The following is a 17,396-nucleotide window of genomic DNA, read 5'->3' as shown; positions in this document are numbered from 1 at the left end:
TGTGACCAACGCGCCGGTGTTTGTCTTGTTTTTTCCCCTTTTGTGGGTAATAGAAGAAATCCCGGACCAACAGCTGCCCAAAGCCCGATCCGCCCACCGAGCGTCCGCCCGCGAGCCACCGAGGGGTTTAAATGAAACGCGAGTTCAGCGAAGCAACTAGCGCAAAAAGTGGCCCAGCAAAGCGAAGGCCATGCTCTTTAAAAGCAGTGGAGGGTGAGCGAGGCAGCGAGGGGGGCGGAATCGGGAAAAGGGAGCGAAGCGCCCGCGTTTGGCACGGGATTTCCCCCTTGGAGGGGAATAGAACAAATCCCGGACCAATGAGTGGCCCAAAGCCCGATCCGCCCACCGAGCGTCCGCCCGCGAGCCACCCGATATTTTAATAAACGCGAGTCGAGCGAAGCAACGAGCTCAAAAAAATGGCCCAACGAAGCGAAGGCCATGCCTTTTAAAAGCAGTGGAGGGTGAGCAAGGCAGAGAGGTGGGCGGAATCGGGAAAAGGGAGCAAAGCGCCCGCGTTTGGCACGGGATTTCCCCCTTGGAGGGGAATAGAAGAAATCCCGGACCAACAGCTGCCCAAAGCCCGATCCGCCCACCGAGCGTCCGCCCGCGAGCCACCGAAGGTTTTAATTTTCAGGGCGTATCGCAAAAAGGAGGAGAATCATGCCAGATCAATCAAGCCTTCCGAAATCCTCATCCCACGGTCATACGTACTGGGTTATCCCGGATGGGTACATCCCGCCGGATAGCTCAGGTGCACTGGAGAGTCATGAGAGCATCTGTGTGTTAAACACGGGAGGTGAGGATGCAACGCTGGAGATTACAATTTACTTTGAAGACCGCGATCCGCTGGAACATATGCAAGCGGAAGTCCCGGCTAGAAGAACAAAACATATCCGTACCGCATCGCTACGTGCCGGGGAAGAAAGCATCCCTTCCGGTGTACCATATGCCATCACGGTTTCAAGTAATGTACCCGTCATCATTCAGTACAGCCGCCTGGATACAACCCAGCCGGAACTGGCCTTAATGAGTGTCATGGCGTACCCTTTGGCATAAACGAAGTAAGCCAACAAAAAATAAATGAATATTGTACGGTGCCTTAATCATCTTGCCAAGCTAACAAGCACTGACCAAGCACAGAAAGACCTGTAATCTGCACCTGGTTTGATGCCGGATTACAGGTCTTTACTCTTCGGTTTACTCCCCATATTTATACGTACTGGCATTCAGAATCTTCACGTCGACCTCAACTTTGCCGAGGCGAATACGAGCAAGGGGTTCTGCCCGCTGGGCAACCTCAGCTCTCCACCAATCGGGATGATGCCGGTAGAGATGCTCTACAAGACCGAATGAATCTACATTCCGCGCTTTGGTTGTGGCAAATGAGCTTCGTATTTGAGCTTCCATCTGCTTGCTTGCCTCTTGTTCCATTACACGGGGAGAACGAAAAGAGCCATGATCCTCAGCAATCGAACCTTTCACTGAAGTGAACAGATCAAAGGTGATACCGCTAGCACTTTTTTTCGCCTTTATACGCGTTTTGGGTTTGTGAAGAGTCAATGTAAGGTCAGGAGTATTGCCATGCTTCCCATAAACATACAGCGGATATTGGTACACATGGTCATAATTCACGTAACGGGCGCCGTCTGCTTCGGCACCAGAGACTTTCCCCTGACTTTTTCCATTGCTCACGACGTAAAATCCATCCATTCGAATCAGCGGCGGGGTCTCTTCGCCGTTATGCCACGTCTGATTTTTAGTGGAAACGGAAGGCAGCAACACCACAGATGCAGGTTCTCTCAGACTATCAAGTAACTGATGCAGGCGAATGGGCTCATACCCGGAATGCTGCCTGTACAGTCTCATCGGTTCGAACAACTCAATCGTTTGAGCCGACTGGTTCAGGATCGCGGAGGGAGAGAGCAAAGTGGACAGATCTTGTTCTGTCGCATAGATCCATGGTGTATATCGCAGTTGCCCGGAATGAAGTAACGTGTTAAAAACATCCTCCAGTCGCCCTTCCAACGCATTTTTGGATAGCACAATTGCTTTCACATGAGTCCACAACGTTTGCTGCTGCGATGTCTCATACAGATTGTTGATTGCCATACTTAACGTTGTACCGGTACCTTTTCCGATCCATATTTGACTACCTTCTCTTGGTGTCGGCCCTTCCTGCTTTGCAATGCTGGAAAAATCGATTAACTGGGCGTATGTCGTATATTGATTATCCGCATAATCGATGCCAATGGCTGTAATAAAGTTAATGCTTTGCACTTCCTTGGAATCCCAGCATCCTGTCAGCAGCATGACACAAACCGCAACGATGCTACTTACGCAAGTCCATCTCATCAAGGTTTGTCCTTATGGCGGGTAGAATCCTGTGTGCGTAACACAGCTGGGCGTTTGGTGCGTGTCATGGAAGGTGGCATGGATACGGCCTGTGTGAAATCTCCCGGAATGTAAGGTGATACAGGGGAGAGGTAGGATACGCCGTAACACTCCAGAGATACGAGATGAACTAACAAGGCAAACAGAGCAACCATAAATCCGAATAACCCCAAGATCGAAGAAGCAATTAACATTCCGATGCGAACCTGGGATGTGGCTCCCCCCAGAACCGTATTCACCAGAATGTAGCTGGAGATGACGGAGATTGCTACCGTGACAATTATAGTGGGAGATGTAATCCCGGCACGAATGGCCGCATCCCCGATAATTAAGCCGCCGACTACGCTGACGGTCTGTCCCAACGCACGCGGTAGCCTTCTTCCAGCCTCATTGAACAGTTCAAACATAAAGATCATTAGGAAAGCTTCAAGCGTAACCGGCATGGGCAATCCCATCCGCGTTCCTGCGATCGTTGCGAGCAGGGGCAGTGGAATCTGCTCCAGATTAAAGCTGGTCAGACCGATGTAGAAGGCCGGAAAAAAACAGGCAATGAGCAGCCCGGCAATTCGTAATATCCGTTCAAAGGTCACGATGAAAAAGGGAGTGCTCTCGTCTTCAGGTGATTTTAACTGATTGAACAGTGTTGTCGGTGCGATGACGGCTACAGGTGACCCATCCGTGAGCACAGCAAAGCGTCCGTTAATTAAAGAGTCTGCGACATAGTCCGGACGTTCAGAATTATCCGTGAGCGGAAAGATGCTTCTCACGCCTCCCATGACCGCGCGTTCCATGATGGACGTGCCCATGATTCCGTCGACGTTAATCTGATTTAGATTGCTACGAGCAGTCTCTAGAATTTCGGGGTTAATAATATCTCTGACATATAAGAGGCCGATCGTTGTCTGTGTGCGGTCCCCTTTTATAATTTTCTCATAACACATGGATGACGTTTTCAATCGTTTGCGAACCAAGGCGATGTTGGTGGATAGCTCTTCGGTGAAACCATCGCGCGGTCCTTTTACAGACGTCTCGATGGCAGACTCTTCTGGTGTGCGTCCCGGAATATTGGCAATATCCAGACTGCAAGCCTGTACACCATTTTCAAAAATAAGTAGAAGCTGCCCGCTAAACAGGAGCATGTTTATGTTTTGGAGATCGGAAATGTCATCTATGGGTTTCAGGGTTAGCCCAAGCTCCTTGGGTACAGCCTCTTCCATAATCAATGTATGTTTTTCTAACCGTGGAATGATGAACTGATTGATTTGTTTACTGTCCACCAGCCCGTCGCAATAGAGCAGAATGACAGAACGAACGGTCTCATCTTGGGCAGAAAACGTCTGGATAACCACATCCGCACAGGATTCAAAGTTTTTTCTCAGGGAGGCAAGCAGGTTCTCGTAGGATGTTGTGTCAATCGGGTGTTTCTCCTTCTCCATGGTGTTGTTTCCTCCTCTGCTGGCGTGAATGGATGAAGGCAACGATTGTTGCCAGAACCGCAAATCCGCTCAGATACACGAGATTATATGGAAAGATGTAATCAACCAGAATCTTCGTGAAAGTAATATCGTCCAGAGGGTACAGCATGGATAGAATAAAAAATGTAGCCAAAGACGCACAAGTAACCATCCTTCTGGAAGTGGTCTTAATATTCCATATTTCTATCACAATATACATGGCCAGACTAATCCGGGTGAATGAACCTGCGAGCCACTGATAGATGGAAAAGAAATCGGTCTGCGCAATATATTTGCCCAGGGAGGCAATGCGCCATTCTTCAAAAGCAGGGTATCTCATTTTGGCTGCTTCATAAGGGTCAAATTCTACGATCGCTCCAATGAGCGGACCTGTCGTTAAACCAACCATGATCAATGCAAGCATTAGATACTGCCATAGCTTGATACGTTTGGAGAGATGAGGCTGAATGTACCAGAGGAAAAGCAGTTCAAACATGCCTGCGAGACTGTAAATCATGCCCTGAAATACAGGTGACCATCCATGCTCCAGCACAGGCAGAAGACGGTTGTAATCTTTATACTGGGAATTGACAATGGCGACGTAGAAGCCGAGCAACACAACTAATGGCAGAATCAGTCCTGCTGTGAAGGCGAGCGAACGCATACCCTTATAGGCAGCATATCCGCACAAAGCCATAAGTGCGATTGTTGTTGCGATCACAGGTGTTTCGGTCAGATAGTTCGTTTTGGCCCAAGTCGTGGTATCACGTAACGTAAAGTAGATGACGCATAGAAAAAAGAGACTGTTTCCCACCCGCAACAGAAAACCTACGGGTTTACCAAGATGGGAAGACAGCCAATCATGTAGAGTCTGATGTTGTAGAAAGCGTGACACGTAGGCCAGCATCAGTACAAAGATCACGAGTGGGCCGGTAGATAGCAAAACTGAGATCCATGAGTCCCTTTTGGCCGCACTCAGAAGGGCGGGTATAATTAATACATGGCTGATGAGGCCTACAGATAACATGATTAACATCATGGCTTGCAAGAACGAAGGTTGTGTACGCTTCATGCGGAGGAACTCCTTTTCAGAGTAGAGTATCCTCAGCAGTGTTAACGTGTTTGGGAAGCTTCATACAGGATCATCGCCTCAGGTACGTTAATCATCGTACCTTTTGCGGTATTTCTGGCTTGACGGATATCATGCTTTAGCATGACTGACCAACGTACGTTTGCGACCACTCATGTTGGTGCCAAGTACACCGATAATGATCAGGATTGCACCTACATAGTGATAACTCCGGACAGGTTCATGTAGAATCAGAGCACCCCCAGCGATGGAGATGAGTGTAGACAGATTACTGAACACACTGACACGTGAAGCCTCCAGATGAGTCAGGGCGTAGCTGGACAGCAGGGTGGATACCATGGTAGATAAGATAGCCAGATAAGCGAGTGCGCCCAAGTAGGATAGATCTCCAAGCGGCTGAACATAATCAGCCATTGAGCCTGTGAATGCATGACGTATTAATGCAATCGCATTAAACACAATACACCCTACCATTAAGGTCACCCAGGTCAGTTCCAGCGGTTTATATTGCCGAGTAAGTGGTCTGGCCAGTACCCCGTATCCTGCAAAACTGATGGCTGATAGAACCAGTAGCACAATGCCTTGCATATTACTCATCGACATGCCGCTACCTTTCATGGCAAAGATAAAGATGACGCCAGCGACAGAAAGGAGCAGAGACATTTTTTGCACAATAGATGTACGTTCCTTCAGAAAGACCGAGGCCAGAACAAGGGTGAACACAGGCACCATCGCCTGAATAATTCCCGCTTCCGAAGAATTGGAGGTTACCAGTCCGAAGGCTTGAAAGGCAAAGAAGAGTACGGGCGAGAGCAGTCCAAGCGGAATGATTCGCCACAGGTCAGCCCAATGGAGATTGATTTTAATCCAGCCGAATAGCACAGGAATGCTGACCACAATGAGTGACAGAGCGAAACGATGTGCAAGCACATCTAAGGGATGAGCAATGGTGACGGTCATTTTCACAAATAAAAAAGATAGTCCGATAATGGCAGCATATACAACAGATGCAATATAAGCATAGGTTCGGTTATGTGTAGTATTCATTCCTTTTACCTCCAGTAATGCGATATGAACTAGATTTACTGTTACCTATCAAGCGATGGAATATATTAGCCTTATTTAATATACTTCTACATCCGCTGTGCTACAATACGGAAAACAAGCGATTGTACCGGTACAGTTTTGTAGATAAGGGGTGGAAAGGTGAAAAAATATGAGGTAATCGCTCATGCATTGCAACAGTGGATACAGGAGCAAATGGTTCAGCAGGGAAGCCGCCAGTGGGATGACAAAGGAATAAGGTTGCCAGCGGTTCGCCGTGTTGCGAAGCAATATCAATGCAGTGTAAGCACAGCGATTCGTGCGTATGAATGGTTGGAACAGCGACATTTGGTGTATGCCGTACCCCAATCCGGTTATTATGCCGTTCAAAATGGTCTAGGTGTACAGGATATGGATTGGCAGGAGCCGCTGGATTTTGCGTCCGCGGCTCCTGATCCAAGGGTATTTCCTTATGCGGATTTTCGGCATTGCGTGGAAGTGGCGATGAAACAGAAGCAAGATGAGCTTTTTTTATATGGCACGCAGCAAGGATTGCCCTCGCTGATTGAGCTATTACAGAAACAGTTTGCCGATTATCAGGTATTTGCGCGAGCGGAACAGTTTTTCATCACATCGGGTGTGCAGCAGGCGCTTGCGGCGCTGGCCTTGATGCCCTTTCCCGGTGGAAGAACCAAAGTCATGGTGGAACTGCCTACATATCACAACATGCCTACCTTGTTGAAGAGCTTGAACGTGCCGATTGCTGGTGTACGAAGAACGTTTGACGAAGGACTGGACTGGGATTCGCTCGAACGCCAGTTTGCGGAGGGGGATATCAAGTTTTTCTATGTGATCCCACGGTTCCACAATCCGATCGGGACTTCCATGAAGGCGGCGGAAAAGAAGAGACTTCTTCGGTTAGCACAGCGATATGATGTTTATCTGGTCGAAGACGACTATCTGGCCGATTTGGAGGACAACGCGAGACAAGATCCTTTATGGGCTTATGATACACATGACCGCGTTATTTATCTGAAAAGTTATTCCAAGATTCTGTTCCCTGGACTTCGTATGGGTGTAGCCGTAACGCCTGTGGCCTTGATCGCCTCTTTCGGTTCAATGAAAAGAATGCTGGATATCGACACCTCACTGTTATCTCAAGCTGCGCTTGAGGTGTACATTCATAGCGGAATGTTTGCCCACCATCGCAAAATCATTCGTAGCCGCTATGCCGCGCGGATGGAAGTTGTGCAAGAACAGCTGGAGGCTTATTCCGATTTCGAACCATTTCGTATTGCGCCACGAACTGGCGGAGAACATACCGCCCTCCCTTTGCCAGGGAATATACCTGTCCGTACCTTGCTGTCCCGTTTACAGAACCGCGGAATTATTGCTGATACAACAGAGCGATATTATCCCGAAGGGACGTACCGCGCATTTACAGATCAGATGTTGCGACTGAACATCTCTAATGTTCCGAAACAGCGTATTGCAGAGGGGATGCAGATCATCCGGGAGGAGATATTGAAGCTGCAGATCAGATCGACAACGTGAAGATAGACCAGTCTTTAATAGGCTGGTCTATCTTGAATTTAAAATTATGTTGCCGCCGGCTCCAACTCTTACTCCTGTGCCATTGCTTTAAAAGAAGCTTCAGCCGCTTCGAGCGTGACAGCAATGTCTTCGTCCGTATGAGCGGTGGTCAGGAACCAAGCTTCATACTTCGAAGGAGCCAGATTGATGCCACGGTTTAACATGTGGCGGAAGAAGGACGCGAAGCGTTCGCCGTCCGTGTCTTGTGCTTGATCATAATTCGTCACCGGATGATTGCAGAAATGCGTGGAGAACGCGCCACGAATGCGGTTGATCGTCAGATCAATGCCATGACGGTCCGCGGAAGCTTGCAAGCCAGTGGTCAGATCGATGGCGAGACGTTCCATTTCTTCATATACGCCAGCACCTTGCAGTACTTCAAGACAAGCGATACCCGCCGAGATTGATGCCGGATTGCCAGCCATCGTTCCGGCCTGATACGCCGGGCCGAGTGGAGCAACCTGCTCCATGACATGTTTACGTCCGCCGTAGGCACCGATCGGCAAGCCGCCGCCAATGATTTTTCCAAGTGCAGTAAGGTCAGGTTCAATCTCCGCATGATTGTCCAATCCGGCATACGTCTGAGTGGAACCGTAGTGGAAACGGAAAGCGGTAATAACCTCGTCATAAATAACAAGTGAACCGTTCGCGCGTGTCATTGCACAGAGACCTTCCAGGAAACCTGGCTCTGGCATAACCATACCGAAGTTACCAACGATCGGCTCTACCATAACCGCGGCTACATCGTCACCCCAACGTTCGAGCGCTTCCTTCAGACCATCCAGGTCGTTGTATGGAACGGTAATGACTTCATGAGCAATACTGGTCGGAATACCTGCACTGTCGGGAATGCCAAGCGTAGATGGGCCTGAGCCTGCAGCGACCAGTACGAGATCGGAGTGACCATGATAACATCCGGCAAATTTTACGATTTTATTCCGTTTCGTATATGCCCGAGCTACGCGAATCGTCGTCATCACGGCCTCTGTACCGGAGTTCACAAAGCGTACCTTGTCCATGGACGGGATCGCTTCTTTCAGCATTTTGGCAAGCTTGATCTCAAGCTCCGTTGGTGTACCGTACAGGACACCATTTGCAGCCGCTTCCGTTATGGCTTTGGTAATATGAGGGTGGGCATGTCCAGTCACAATCGGTCCGTATGCCGCGAGATAGTCGATGTACTTGTTGTCGTCGACATCCCAGAAGTGAGCGCCTTGCGCTTTTTTCATAAAAACGGGTGCCCCGCCGCCCACCGCTTTGAATGAGCGTGAAGGGCTGTTTACCCCGCCTACAATATGTTCCAACGCTTCTGTATATAACAACTTCGAGTTCGTACGTGTATTCATGAGATAACTTCCTTTCGTAATTCCATTAGTTTAAACCAGCAAAACAATAGCATGATATGATTATTTTCGCATACTTTGGCGAACAGGCATAGCGAAAGGGCAGCATATAGGCTGCCCTTCTGAGAATGAATGAGATCATCGTTATAGTATATACCAAGTTAGCTCAGAGCTGTATTATTGGCTCATTTACTCTGCCGGTTGCTGTGTGTTCTTTTCATTACCGCTGGCGGTCTTGTCTTCTTTGGCTTTTTCGTCTTCCGTCTTGACTGGTGGGTGAATGATGTCTTGAACATGCTGTTTTAATTTTTCTTCACTGGTTACCGACAAGACTTGTGCTCCCCCAGGAGTGCGTTCTTCTTTCAACAGGTTCATTGGTGGAACCTGCTCACTGCCATTCATACTGCTCTGGTAACCAAGCCCGCCCAGCTTCCACATGTCGGAAAGCGTCAGGTTGGTATCTACATACGGGCTAACTTGTTCCAGAATGGAAGGTAGTTTGGCAATCGTTGTTGTGGACTGCATTTTGGCCGTCACGGCTTTGAGCAGCTCCCGCTGACGTTCCGAACGTGCGAAGTCGGACATCGCATCATGACGGAAACGAACATACATCAAGGCTGTTTTACCGTCGAGATGCTGGTAGCCTTTTTTCAGATCAATATCGTACTCATTGTTGTCGGCTTTACTCACATAATGCATGTCCTTCTCGACATCAAAGTCTACACCGCCAACCGCATCGACAAGTTTGATGAATCCCTGGAAATCGGTATACACATAATATTGAACAGGGATACCGAGCAAGTCACTTGCGGCTTCCATGGCTACGTTCGGACCGTGGGTAATCGCTGTGTTAATGCGATCTTTACCATATCCGTCGATATTGATGTAAGTGTCCCGCAGAATGGAGAAGAGATTGATTTTTTTGGTCAGCGGGTCAAGTGATACCACCATCATGCTGTCGGAACGTGGCACTTCACCCTTTTTCAGACCGCGGGCATCAACACCCATAACCAATATGTTCACGGTCTCGGTACCTTCCCATTTCGGAGGGTCGGGTGTCTTCACTTTCTCTACATTTTCAATATTGGCAAATGGCGAATCCTCGCCTTTTTTCTGCAATCCATCCAACTGATTAAGAATAGAACCGAAATAGTAGGCCACTGCCCCTCCAACAATTAACACGAAGGCGGCAAGAGAGATCCATAGGGTTCTCTTCGTCTTTCTGGTCATGCTAGCGCTCCTTTGTATTTGAGATAAAAAATAAACGATTTCAGTACATGTAAAGTTGCGTTGAGTTTGCGTATAAGTCGAAGCTTTCCGTTCGCCTTCCCTCCAGACCTCAAGGCAGAGGAGGCCACTTCGAACTTTTTTTAAAGCTTGCTGAATTTTGACTGTTACTATTATAATTTCTTTTTGGGCTACAAGCAATTTCAACAAAATCCAAGTGAGGTATAAACATGCTGGCGATTGATGTAAAAGATTTGCGAAAGTCGTTTAATGTCCAGAAAAGCCGCGGTGGGCTGAAGGGCGCGTTTCAGGATCTGTTCAAACGTCAATACCAGGAAGTATTGGCTGTGAATGATATTTCATTTCAGATACCGCAAGGTGAAATCTGCGGATATATTGGAGAGAACGGTGCCGGCAAATCAACAACGATCAAGATGTTGACCGGCATTTTGGTGCCTACATCCGGGCATTTATCGGTAGGTGGGTATGTTCCGTATCAGGAACGGGAGAAGTTTGTCAAAAATATTGGTGTAGTGTTTGGACAACGTAGCCAGTTATGGTGGGATATCGGTGTCATTGAATCTTTTCATCTCCTACGCAAAGTATATCGTGTTGGGGAGCAGGACTTCCGTAAACGGCTGGACGAGCTCGTTGAGCGTTTGCAATTACAGGAGTTGCTGAGTCGCCCGGTGCGCAAACTTAGTCTCGGTCAGCGGATGCGCTGTGAACTGGTGGCGGCCTTGCTGCACAATCCAGGCATTGTGTTTCTGGATGAGCCGACCATTGGTCTGGATATCGTGGTAAAGTCGGAAATCCGCGAGTTCCTGAAAGACATGAATGAGCAACATGGTACAACCATCCTGCTTACGACACATGACTTGCAGGATATCGAAGCCTTATGTTCGCGAGTCATCATGTTAGATGCGGGAAGTATCATCTATGATGGAGGTCTGGATCATCTCAAGTCCCAGTGGGGCACAGAGCGTGAGGTTCGGTTCAAATTCGGTACAGGTCATACGATGAATCAGATGCAGGAATGGACAGCGGCGATGCCTGTGCGGTGGACCGTGGAGAACGAATTGTCGGCCTCCGTGTGGATTCCGCTGGAACTGAACGTTTCGGATGTTCTGGCACGTGTGGTCGGTCAGGCAGATATTACGGATATTCAGATCATTGAGACCAACACGGATGAGATTGTACGTAGTATCTACCAGTCCGGTTCGGCTGAGCGCCCGGAGATTGTGTCGGCAGATAAAGAAGCGGTAGGTGCTACCTAAGATGAACAGTGCATTTATCGATTTCATGCGTATTCGTTTTCTGACGATGCTCGCGTATCGAGTGAATTATTATTCCGGCATTTTGATATATACGCTGAATATTGGCGTGTATTACTTTACGTGGCAAGCTATTTATGGAAGCAGCGGAGAGATTGGCGGTTTTACGGCAGCACAGATGACAACGTATGTTGCTGTCTCTTGGATGGCGCGTGCGTTTTACTTTAACAATCTGGACCGGGAGATTGCCGCCGACATTCGGGATGGCTCCATTGCGATTCAGTTTATAAGGCCAATTAACTATGTGATGGTCAAAATGATGCAGGGGCTTGGCGAAGGTATTTTCCGCTTCTTGTTGCTCATGATTCCGGGCATGATTATTGCCATCCTGCTGTTCCCGGTGGAGCTTCCAACAGCGCCTTCGGCATGGATCGGTTTTCTCGTTATGCTGTTTTTCAGTTTCATCATTAATTCCCAGATTAATGTCATTACGGGACTGGCGGCGTTTTTTGTGGAAAATAACGAAGGTATGATGCGTATGAAACGTGTGGTAGTCGATCTTTTTTCAGGCCTGATCATTCCAATCAGTTTGTACCCGGACTGGTTGTCCACGATCATGAAGGTGCTGCCGTTTCAGGCGATCACGTATCTGCCCGGCTCGGTTTTCACTGGCAGAGTGGAAGGCACAGGCATCTGGAATGTACTCGGGATTCAGGTGCTCTGGTTTGTCCTGCTTCTCATACCCATGGTGCTGATCTGGCGGCAGGCTCGCAAGCGTCTGTTCGTGCAAGGGGGATAAGCGAATGTACTATATGGGTCTAATCTGGGAATATCTGAAAAATTACATGAAGACACGTCTGACGTACCGCGCCGACTTCTGGGTAGAGATTATCTCGGATCTGCTGTTTCAGGCGACCAATCTGATCTTTATCTTTGTCGTTTTCCGGCATACCGACAACCTTGGCGGTTGGAGTGAGGCGGAAGTATTATTTGTTTACGGGTACTTTATGGTGCCATACGGCATCTTTAGCTGTTTTATCAACCTGTGGGGGTTCAGCGAGCGTTACATTGTCAAAGGTGAGATGGATCGCATTCTGACAAGACCGGCACACAACCTGTTTCAGATTCTGCTGGAAAATGTAGACCCGCCCTCTCTCGTAGGTTCGTTCATCGGGTTAATCATTATGATCTTCAGTGGTGCAGAGATGGGGCTCGTGCTGGAATGGTGGCACATCCCTGCATTGATTATATTGGCACTAAGTTCAGTGCTAATCTACGCGGGTATCTATACTACATTGACGTCACTATCCTTTTACTCGGATGCGCCGACAGGTATTTTGCCGCTGATGTACAATATTCAAGGATATGGACGTTATCCGGTAACAATCTATAACAGAGCCATTCAAGTACTGCTCACCTGGATTATCCCGTTTGCCTTTGTTGGCATCTATCCGGCAGCGCTGTTCCTAGAGCGAGCAGAGATGCATCGGATGGCTTTGCTCACTCCGGTCATGGGGCTGGTCTTTGCAACGATTGGCCTTACCCTGTGGAACTTCGGTGTGAAGCGGTATCGGGGAGCGGGGTCTTGACCCTGCTTACAGGATTACTTCACGCAAATCTGAAGGATCATATAACTTGAATTCCAAGGAGGACATGAAAATGACTTTAACAGAAGGTGTACAAGTTCCGGATTTTGAACTGCCATCAAGCACAGGTGAGTCTGTGAAGCTGTCTGATTTTCGTGGCAAGCGAGTTCTGATTTACTTCTATCCGAAAGATATGACCTCGTCTTGTACGCAACAAGCCTGTGACTTTCGGGATCGACATGAGGATTTTCAAGGGCTGAATACAGTCATCCTGGGGATCAGCACTGATCCGATGAAGCAACATGACAAGTTTATTGCCAAATACGGACTGCCTTTTATCTTGTTATCGGATGAGGAGCACACGGTTGCAGAGCAGTTCGGCGTATGGCAACTGAAGAAGATGTACGGCAAGGAGTACATGGGCATTGTGCGTTCCACCTTCCTGCTGGATGAAGAGGGCAAGCTGATTAAACAATGGACAAAGGTGCGCGTGAAGGGACATATCGAAGAGGCATTGGAGACGGTAAAAGGGCTGTAATCCATCGGTTCCGATCTTGTGAAAATAAAACGAGCCATGCACGAAGCGGGCATGGTCAAAAATAATAAACAGGCTACATCTATGGACACGACTCCCATTGAGATGTAGTCTGTTTATTTCTGCGAAAGAGTACTTGCATTATTACGTTGTTTAAATCGACTTTTTATAAGGTGAATCAGTAGTAGGAAAGCTGGAATGACAATACTGACCGTAAAATCCCAATCGAACCAGGCGTACATGATGCCGAGGGTGTAGAAGAGGACATCCGGCGAAATCACAATAGCCATACCGAATAACAAGAGCATCGTTGGCAGAATTAACGGCTGGTAAGATTTGAGACGACACAGTTGTGCAAGTCCAAGAATGAATCCAAACGTGTATAGCGAAGTTTTAAAGTAGGTAGACACGAGCCAAGCTGTCGAAGAGATGGCTTCAATTCGTTGAACGAAGCCGCCAATGTTAATCTTTTGTGCAAGAATATACGATACATAAATATTATGCTCTGTCAGTTCAGCTCCAAGCACAAGTAGAGAGGTAAGGAGAATGAGGGTTAACATGATTCCTGCAAGTAATGCGGCTAATAACAGCTCTCGCCGCTTATGCACGCCGTGAGTAATATAGGGGTAAATCATGGTGATGATAATGAGTTCTCCATATGAAGCTGTAGCCCCTCGAACACTCCCGCTTATAAATGAAAACAGGGGAGTATCAAAGAACGGCTGGATGTTCGATACTTCCATTTTGGGCAACAAACAAAGCATTAGGATAATCAAGCTGATCATAACGAAGGGGGCCAGAATCTCTGCCATTTTACCGAACGTGCCCAATCCTTTCAGTACGGACCAACCTAGGGCTATAACAAAAAGAAGAATGATAGCCCGAATGGGAGTATGGAGATAAACCTGAGTTGTCATAAAATCTCCAACTTCACGGATACATATAGCTGAACCCATCAGAAAATAAAACAGATATGCGGCAGCCAAAATTGCACCTATCCATTTACCAAGTGCTTTGGAACAGATCTCGATGAGTGTAAGTCCGGGGTAAGCTTCATGCAGCTTATAGGAAAGCCATAAGATCAACATGCCGATACCTTGGGAGACGATCGAGCAGATCCAAGCATTCTGTCTTCCAGAGTAAGTAAGTAATGTTGGGTAGATTAGCATCATATCTCCAATCATGCCCATAAAGGCAAGGACTGCAAATTGCCGCACGGTAAGTCTCTCTTTGATGAGCATGATCTGTACCCTCCTTCGATTATCTTTAAGTTCTGCCTTTATTAAATGATAATTTGGACTTGATTTGATGAATGATTAACAGCAGGACAGGTAAGATCAGACTCACTGTTAAATCCCACTCCAGCCAATAGGGAATGACCGTTGTGTTAAAAAAAACGATATTGGGTGTCACAAGGTTAGATAGCGCATATACAATCAGTACGCATGGCAGAATGAGAAAATGGTAGCTCTTAAGGCGAAAAAGTTCAGCGATACCAAGAACAAAGGCATACAGATAAACGGTGGATTTAAAATAGGTGGATATCAGCCAGGACGAGGCCATGAGCACTTCAATTCGTTGAAAGAAGTTGGCTATATTGATTTTTTGGGATAATACAAATGAACCAAAGATCGTGTGCTGTGTAAGAAAAAGTCCCATAACCAGCATGGAGATCGTCACCAGAATAGCCATGAGCAGATTGCCAAATCCGGCAGATATCATAAGATCACGAGTACGATGGGCTTCTTGATTTGCATAGGGGAGGATCATCAGAATGGGAAGGGCTTCACCAACCGGATAGATAAAACCGATCACAATCCCATGCGTAAACTGGCTGAAGGTGGTGTCCGTAAAGGGTACAAGTTGGTTTAATTGTACCTCGGGCAACAAAAAGACCACTAAAATAAACATGAAAGTAGTAATAATAGGTACGAGTATTTCACTGCTTCGACCAATATTCTCTAGTCCGTTATATAGAGCCCAACCGATGGGGATTACAAAAATAAGAAGCACAACCCGAATTGGCGTATACAAAAAAATCTGACTGGTCATGAAATCACCAACGACCCGTGATTGTGCTGCAGAGCTAAAAATAAAATACATCAGGTAGAACAGGGCTAACACCGTACCTGGCCAAAATCCAAGAATTTTGCGAAATACGCCTATCAAATTTTCATTGGGATACGTGTCTGCAAGTTTGACGAAAAGATACATCAACCCCATGCCAAGAGGAACACCGATAAAAGCATAAAGCCAAGCATTTTGCCCCGAAAAGGTTGCGATAACCGAGGGGTAGATCATCATCATGTCACCGGCAATGATCAAAATGGTCAAGATACATAATTGTCTAATGCCAAGGCGACCTTGTTCCAGCATGTTGTCAACTCCCTTTTGGCTAACTCCCTGTAATATAGGCCAGTAATTGATTCACGGGTTTGTAAATCCAGATGATAATGTATAGCGGGCTTGGAAACTCCCATAGATTCACCGCGACAACACCAAAAAAGATGCTTGTCAGCAGTAAACAGGAATAGACGGTGATTTCTTTCCATTCCTTCTTTTTCCATAAATTAGGTAGATCAATCACCCCCATCAGGCACCCGACAATGACAACTGCAATCGTTAGCAGCAAGCGTGCTCACTCCTTGGCTTTTTTATTAAATGAATTATCCAACGTCCCTATACGACGGATCTGTACGTTTGCTTCATATGTGACATCTAAATTTTGAAAGTACTTATCCCAGTTCTTTTCTTCTCTTTTGTAGATTTTCGGATATTTATGATAGATGTCTTGTCCAAAACCGAAGATGTCCACTTTATATTTACTGCGAACGAGACTCACCGTACCTTTCATCAGTTCAACGATCCGATCCTGTGCCAGTTGCTCCAATTGCTTGATGGCCTCCATTGAACCGATCTCCATCTCACAATCTACGGAACCAATGACAGAGACCGTGTTCACTTTCAGACTGATTTGAGGTTCGCCCCGCACCATTTTGACTTTGTGATCCGTGGAGGTACGCAACGTTTTTAGCGTGACATAACCCCCTTTTGGACATTGGGTGGGGCCAATTGTTGTTTTCACGTTGTCACGAATATAGTTGTAGCCTTTGGAGTCATCCTGATTCAGCCAACCGATCAATTTGTCTTTTTGAAACACGCTGAGACCAGCGAATTGAAGAGTAGCCGGAGGTTCGATACTCTGGACATTTTTGGTCTCACCGCTTTTCTCTTGATCTCCAACAAGCTCAATACCAGTAATAACAGGGGACATGCTGGGTGTGAGAATATACTGCATCAGCTTGTCACTGGTCACGGTTGTCGTTGGAGCCCAGCTTTTAGCAGAAATATCGAGTGCATTGAACAGTTTTTCTGACGGGAGATTTTCTAGTGGTGTGAGTACGTTCAAAATGTTAGAGGCCGTGTTTTTTCGCGCCACCATTACATAGTAATCGGGTCTTACGTCTGGTTCTCTGATGAGGGCTTCAATGACGTCATATATGCCGTTTTTTCGTGCGAATTCTTCTCCGAAAACCAATACCCGGATATGAGCCATAAAAATGGCACGAGGGCTTGTCTGGGTAAGCTTCTGAATAGCCTCGAGCAGTGTGCGAGCGCTGGCTTGATATTGGGTAACGGGTGTTCCATTGCCGCCTTGACCTTTGGCGACTTCACGAGGCACGACAACCTGTGCACTAACCCTGATCTGGTCACCGTCTCGATCTACACCCAGACCCAGCATAATCCCGAGCTGATTCAGCTCCTGGCGATCCCAGCATCCGCTCAGCAACGGCAGTATAACGATGATGGATAGCATGACACGTAAACATTTCATCATAACTTCTTCTCCTGCCTTCAA

At 47.3% G+C, this 17,396-nt stretch carries 16 protein-coding genes; 6 read left to right on the top strand and 10 right to left on the bottom strand.

Annotation, left to right across the window (positions count from 1 at the left end; all coding sequences use genetic code 11):
- Nucleotides 1–660 precede the first annotated feature (660 nt).
- Nucleotides 661–1,056, top strand: a complete 396-nt coding sequence (locus J2T16_RS28330) for a sensory rhodopsin transducer (RefSeq protein WP_221791415.1) — start codon at nt 661–663, stop codon at nt 1,054–1,056.
- Between the two features lie 141 nt (nt 1,057–1,197).
- Here the strand turns inward: J2T16_RS28330 and J2T16_RS28325 are convergent, their stop codons facing one another.
- The 4 genes from J2T16_RS28325 to J2T16_RS28310 form a co-directional block, all read right to left on the bottom strand.
- Entirely contained in the window at nt 1,198–2,352 is a 1,155-nt protein-coding gene (locus J2T16_RS28325; RefSeq protein ID WP_260511172.1) for a Ger(x)C family spore germination protein, read from the bottom strand.
- Nucleotides 2,352–3,827, bottom strand: a complete 1,476-nt coding sequence (locus J2T16_RS28320; RefSeq protein ID WP_090924543.1) for a spore germination protein — start codon at nt 3,825–3,827, stop codon at nt 2,352–2,354. Before J2T16_RS28320 ends, J2T16_RS28325 begins: the two co-directional genes overlap by 1 nt.
- Nucleotides 3,802–4,917, bottom strand: a complete 1,116-nt coding sequence (locus J2T16_RS28315; protein ID WP_221791412.1) for a GerAB/ArcD/ProY family transporter — start codon at nt 4,915–4,917, stop codon at nt 3,802–3,804. Before J2T16_RS28315 ends, J2T16_RS28320 begins: the two co-directional genes overlap by 26 nt.
- A 129-nt stretch (nt 4,918–5,046) precedes the next feature.
- Nucleotides 5,047–5,982, bottom strand: coding sequence for a DMT family transporter (locus J2T16_RS28310; RefSeq protein WP_221791410.1), 936 nt, complete (start codon nt 5,980–5,982; stop codon nt 5,047–5,049).
- 159 nt (nt 5,983–6,141) lie between these two features.
- Here J2T16_RS28310 and J2T16_RS28305 point away from each other — a divergent pair, with 159 nt between their 5' ends.
- The gene (locus J2T16_RS28305; RefSeq protein WP_341181562.1) at nt 6,142–7,533 is read left to right on the top strand and encodes an aminotransferase-like domain-containing protein; all 1,392 of its coding nucleotides are present in this window, start codon (nt 6,142–6,144) and stop codon (nt 7,531–7,533) included.
- 68 nt (nt 7,534–7,601) lie between these two features.
- Here the strand turns inward: J2T16_RS28305 and J2T16_RS28300 are convergent, their stop codons facing one another.
- Nucleotides 7,602–8,918, bottom strand: a complete 1,317-nt coding sequence (locus J2T16_RS28300) for a glutamate-1-semialdehyde 2,1-aminomutase (RefSeq protein ID WP_499020131.1) — start codon at nt 8,916–8,918, stop codon at nt 7,602–7,604.
- A gap of 186 nt (nt 8,919–9,104) precedes the next feature.
- Nucleotides 9,105–10,145: an LCP family protein gene (locus J2T16_RS28295; RefSeq protein WP_341181564.1), complete on the bottom strand. Its 1,041-nt coding sequence runs from the start codon at nt 10,143–10,145 to the stop codon at nt 9,105–9,107.
- A 227-nt stretch (nt 10,146–10,372) separates the two neighbouring features.
- Between J2T16_RS28295 and J2T16_RS28290 the strand changes: the two genes are divergently transcribed.
- From J2T16_RS28290 to bcp, 4 genes are all read left to right on the top strand, one after another.
- Nucleotides 10,373–11,419 (top strand): ABC transporter ATP-binding protein, encoded by a 1,047-nt coding sequence (locus tag J2T16_RS28290; RefSeq protein ID WP_154891940.1) that lies wholly within the window; start codon nt 10,373–10,375, stop codon nt 11,417–11,419.
- A 1-nt stretch (nt 11,420) separates the two neighbouring features.
- Nucleotides 11,421–12,215 carry an ABC transporter permease gene (locus tag J2T16_RS28285; protein ID WP_090924537.1) on the top strand — a complete coding sequence of 265 codons (795 nt, stop codon included), beginning with the start codon at nt 11,421–11,423 and terminating at the stop codon, nt 12,213–12,215.
- Between the two features lie 4 nt (nt 12,216–12,219).
- Entirely contained in the window at nt 12,220–13,005 is a 786-nt protein-coding gene (locus tag J2T16_RS28280; protein WP_090924536.1) for an ABC transporter permease, read from the top strand.
- Between the two features lie 64 nt (nt 13,006–13,069).
- On the top strand, nt 13,070–13,540 hold the full coding sequence (gene bcp, locus J2T16_RS28275) for a thioredoxin-dependent thiol peroxidase (RefSeq protein ID WP_423246160.1): 471 nt from the start codon (nt 13,070–13,072) through the stop codon (nt 13,538–13,540).
- A 113-nt stretch (nt 13,541–13,653) separates the two neighbouring features.
- On the opposite strand, the gene J2T16_RS28270 is transcribed toward bcp, so the two are convergent.
- Genes J2T16_RS28270 through J2T16_RS28255 form a run of 4 tightly spaced genes read right to left on the bottom strand, consistent with a single transcriptional unit; the run spans nt 13,654 to nt 17,375 of the window.
- Nucleotides 13,654–14,778 (bottom strand): GerAB/ArcD/ProY family transporter, encoded by a 1,125-nt coding sequence (locus J2T16_RS28270; protein ID WP_221791405.1) that lies wholly within the window; start codon nt 14,776–14,778, stop codon nt 13,654–13,656.
- A 25-nt stretch (nt 14,779–14,803) separates the two neighbouring features.
- Nucleotides 14,804–15,913, bottom strand: coding sequence for a GerAB/ArcD/ProY family transporter (locus J2T16_RS28265; protein ID WP_154891947.1), 1,110 nt, complete (start codon nt 15,911–15,913; stop codon nt 14,804–14,806).
- A gap of 19 nt (nt 15,914–15,932) precedes the next feature.
- Nucleotides 15,933–16,169 carry a hypothetical protein gene (locus J2T16_RS28260; protein ID WP_221791403.1) on the bottom strand — a complete coding sequence of 79 codons (237 nt, stop codon included), beginning with the start codon at nt 16,167–16,169 and terminating at the stop codon, nt 15,933–15,935.
- Between the two features lie 6 nt (nt 16,170–16,175).
- The gene (locus J2T16_RS28255) at nt 16,176–17,375 is read right to left on the bottom strand and encodes a Ger(x)C family spore germination protein (RefSeq protein ID WP_499020124.1); all 1,200 of its coding nucleotides are present in this window, start codon (nt 17,373–17,375) and stop codon (nt 16,176–16,178) included.
- Between the last annotated feature and the right edge of the window lie 21 nt (nt 17,376–17,396).

Origin of the sequence: Paenibacillus intestini (genome assembly GCF_030803945.1) — a bacterium.
Taxonomy (GTDB): domain Bacteria; phylum Bacillota; class Bacilli; order Paenibacillales; family Paenibacillaceae; genus Paenibacillus; species Paenibacillus polysaccharolyticus.
Note: the sequence above shows the minus strand (reverse complement) of the source record. Positions and strands in the feature narration are given on the sequence as shown.

What these genes read in the sequence shown, in the direction of transcription:
- J2T16_RS28330 (WP_221791415.1), top strand. Translation starts at nt 661, where the DNA reads ATGCCAGATCAATCAAGCCTTCCGAAATCCTCATCCCACGGTCATACG.
- J2T16_RS28325 (WP_260511172.1), bottom strand. Translation starts at nt 2,352, where the DNA reads ATGAGATGGACTTGCGTAAGTAGCATCGTTGCGGTTTGTGTCATGCTG.
- J2T16_RS28320 (WP_090924543.1), bottom strand. Translation starts at nt 3,827, where the DNA reads ATGGAGAAGGAGAAACACCCGATTGACACAACATCCTACGAGAACCTG.
- J2T16_RS28315 (WP_221791412.1), bottom strand. Translation starts at nt 4,917, where the DNA reads ATGAAGCGTACACAACCTTCGTTCTTGCAAGCCATGATGTTAATCATG.
- J2T16_RS28310 (WP_221791410.1), bottom strand. Translation starts at nt 5,982, where the DNA reads ATGAATACTACACATAACCGAACCTATGCTTATATTGCATCTGTTGTA.
- J2T16_RS28300 (WP_499020131.1), bottom strand. Translation starts at nt 8,918, where the DNA reads ATGAATACACGTACGAACTCGAAGTTGTTATATACAGAAGCGTTGGAA.
- J2T16_RS28295 (WP_341181564.1), bottom strand. Translation starts at nt 10,145, where the DNA reads ATGACCAGAAAGACGAAGAGAACCCTATGGATCTCTCTTGCCGCCTTC.
- J2T16_RS28290 (WP_154891940.1), top strand. Translation starts at nt 10,373, where the DNA reads ATGCTGGCGATTGATGTAAAAGATTTGCGAAAGTCGTTTAATGTCCAG.
- J2T16_RS28285 (WP_090924537.1), top strand. Translation starts at nt 11,421, where the DNA reads ATGAACAGTGCATTTATCGATTTCATGCGTATTCGTTTTCTGACGATG.
- J2T16_RS28280 (WP_090924536.1), top strand. Translation starts at nt 12,220, where the DNA reads ATGTACTATATGGGTCTAATCTGGGAATATCTGAAAAATTACATGAAG.
- bcp (WP_423246160.1), top strand. Translation starts at nt 13,070, where the DNA reads ATGAAAATGACTTTAACAGAAGGTGTACAAGTTCCGGATTTTGAACTG.
- J2T16_RS28270 (WP_221791405.1), bottom strand. Translation starts at nt 14,778, where the DNA reads ATGCTCATCAAAGAGAGACTTACCGTGCGGCAATTTGCAGTCCTTGCC.
- J2T16_RS28265 (WP_154891947.1), bottom strand. Translation starts at nt 15,913, where the DNA reads ATGCTGGAACAAGGTCGCCTTGGCATTAGACAATTATGTATCTTGACC.
- J2T16_RS28255 (WP_499020124.1), bottom strand. Translation starts at nt 17,375, where the DNA reads ATGATGAAATGTTTACGTGTCATGCTATCCATCATCGTTATACTGCCG.